Source organism: Coleofasciculus sp. G1-WW12-02, assembly GCF_040219735.1.
GTDB lineage: Bacteria > Cyanobacteriota > Cyanobacteriia > Cyanobacteriales > Coleofasciculaceae > Coleofasciculus.
The window spans coordinates 1-2,435 of record NZ_JAVJRX010000199.1; the positions used below are offsets into that span (position 1 = coordinate 1).

3 protein-coding genes are annotated in these 2,435 nt (G+C 46.5%); 2 read left to right on the plus strand and 1 reads right to left on the minus strand.

Annotation, left to right across the window (positions count from 1 at the left end; all coding sequences use genetic code 11):
* The first annotated feature begins 171 nt into the window (after positions 1-171).
* Positions 172-486, plus strand: coding sequence for a hypothetical protein (locus tag RID09_RS31425; protein ID WP_446339834.1), 315 nt, complete (start codon positions 172-174; stop codon positions 484-486).
* Here the strand turns inward: RID09_RS31425 and RID09_RS31430 are convergent.
* Positions 446-742, minus strand: coding sequence for a WGxxGxxG family protein (locus RID09_RS31430; RefSeq protein WP_446339836.1), 297 nt, complete (start codon positions 740-742; stop codon positions 446-448). The genes RID09_RS31425 and RID09_RS31430 overlap by 41 nt on opposite strands.
* A gap of 387 nt (positions 743-1,129) precedes the next feature.
* Between RID09_RS31430 and RID09_RS31435 the strand changes: the two genes are divergently transcribed.
* Positions 1,130-2,074: an FTR1 family iron permease gene (locus tag RID09_RS31435; protein WP_446339838.1), complete on the plus strand. Its 945-nt coding sequence runs from the start codon at positions 1,130-1,132 to the stop codon at positions 2,072-2,074.
* The last annotated feature ends 361 nt before the right edge of the window (positions 2,075-2,435 follow it).

A 2,435-nucleotide genomic window follows, 5' to 3' on the forward strand; every position in this document is an offset into this window, starting at 1 on the left:
TAGTCGAGATTAGAGGACTCGTTGCCGTGGGACACACGGTGGTTAAGCTTTCTGAGGGTAAAGGTTCCGTCCACCGAAGACGTTAAACTCTGCCTCCCTGTGACGGAAGAATCCCCCGCGTTTTAACCGGGGGAGTGTCAAGGATTACGATATTATGCCGAACATTTGGGATTGGCAAAGCGGTGGCAGGAGTTGTATGAATTGGCTCGTAATCAAGAATTTGTCACGGCTCAACGGCAGCATTTACCAGAACAGCCGGATTTGCCTCTAAAGACAGTGCAGATAGCGTTGTCAGGTGCAGCAGAAACGGATAATGCAGGTGGAATGGCAGAGTTTCTGCTGGTACACGCAGAGCGAGTGATGCAAGTTGCCCAAGAGTCACCTCTGGATATATTGCGATTAGGCAGTATTGACGGAGCCTTGGCATTGGCGTGGAACGCAACGACTAACGACGGTAATCTGTCCCCGGACGAACTCCCACAGTAGGGTCATTAGCCACGTAATCCGTAGTAGTTACAGTAGGTTCTTTGCGCTTTTTACCAGCCAAACCTGCTAATCCAAACAAACCGAGTAGACCTAACCAACCCCAATCAAAGTCATTTTCAGTTTCTATTTCTTCAACTCCTTCGTAGGTTTCAGGTTGAGCATACTGAGCTTGTGCGACAGAAGTGAAAGGGGCAACGAATAAAGTAGCTGCGATTACACCAGCTCCAGCCCATTTGGAAAATTTAGAAAGGTTCATTATTTTATGTCTCTTTTTTAAGGGACTGCTATTACTTAACTACTTTATTCTTTGCTTATTTAAATTCAATCAATCTTTAGTATGAAGCTTGAAAAAATTCCCATGAGACTGAAGAGAGATAAAATTAGACGAGGTAATCTCCCTAAAAGGGGATAGTAAAAAAACTCTCTATCCTAAAGAGATTCGCACGAGAACTGATGAGGCTTCTCTTGTTAATTATTTACAGTCAAGTTTCCATAAGCTCTGTCTATTGAGAGAAGCGCTTGAACCCAACCCCAACAAAAGTTGATAAGATGGCAAAAAAGCGCGGGAGATATCCATGTCTGTACTAGAAGGAACCCAGAAAGCTAAAATCATGAGAAAATGACCCTTGAAGCCTTAGAAATCATGGATTTTAGTCCTGCTTTACCAACCTTTGTCATTACCCTCCGGGAAGGTGTGGAAGCCGCCCTGGTGGTAGGAATTGTACTGGCTTGCCTCCAAAAAGCCAAAGCCGAACAGCTCAACCCATGGGTATATAGCGGTGTGGTGGCGGGAATTATCGCCAGTGCCTTGGTGGGTATCTTATTCACTTGGGGCATTCAGGCTTTGAGTACCACCTATCCAGAGTACGCCCCCGTAATTGAACCCCTTCTAGAGGCAGTGTTTGGTGTTATTGCGATCGCACTGCTCAGTTGGATGCTAATTTGGATGACCCAGCAGGCAAAATCGCTCAAAGCTGAAATTGAAGGGACTATCACATCTGCGATCGCAGAAGGTGCGGATGGGGGTTGGGGTGTTTTTAGCTTAATTTTCATTGCCGTCTTGCGAGAGGGTTTTGAAACCGTTGTATTTATCGTTGCTAAGTTTCAACGGGGACTGGTGTCAGCTTTAGGAGCAGTGGGTGGCATAGTTGGAGCTGTGGTCATTGGTTTTCTCCTATTCAAGTGGGGCGTCAAGATTAACATCCGCCAGTTTTTCCAGGTTATGGGCGTTTTGTTACTCCTGATTGTTGCGGGTTTAGTTGTGGGGGCTTTAGCCCATTTTGACCAAGCGGCTGCTGGCTTGGCACAGATAAACCCTCAGTCACAAGCCTTGTGCTTCTACTATGACCACTTTGCCGAAGACCATTCCTGTCTTCTCGGACCAAGGGTTTGGAATACCAGTGGTATCTTACCTGACAATAAGTTTCCGGGTTTGGTACTTAAGGCTTTATTTGGCTATCGAGCCAAAATCTACTTAGTGCAAGCGGTGAGCTACCTGGTATTTTTATTTGCGATCGGCAGTATTTATTTCCGCAGCTTGAGTGTACCAACAGGGGAACGGGCTAAAGGCGATCGCGTCGCTCAATAAACGGCGCTGGCTTGCTCAACTTGGTTGACACTCCCTTAGCTAAAGTCGCGCTTCTTGCCTTCCTCCACGAGTTAAGTTGATACCAATGATAGACGTGCGCCCTTACTTATCAACGCCTAATCAATAGGAGATGCGATCGCTTCCTCTAAGTCAAATTCTACTAACTGGAGCGATCACCATGCCCGCTTACCGCTCGCGCTCCTCTGCCTAATGTCCTTCCTCTGAAGGGGTGACAAGCAGCTCAAAAGCTTGGCAGGCAAAGCATTTCCCCCCTCAAGCCTCAAAAAGATGAGAGCTTATTGACAGGCTTATTGAGAACAAAAACGTGAATGAGAATGATAATCACCTGGGTGACACTCCA

Bases quoted from the DNA above. Each gene is read 5' to 3' on its own strand.
- RID09_RS31430 (WP_446339836.1), bottom strand. From the start codon at position 742: ATGAACCTTTCTAAATTTTCCAAATGGGCTGGAGCTGGTGTAATCGCA.
- RID09_RS31435 (WP_446339838.1), top strand. From the start codon at position 1,130: ATGGATTTTAGTCCTGCTTTACCAACCTTTGTCATTACCCTCCGGGAA.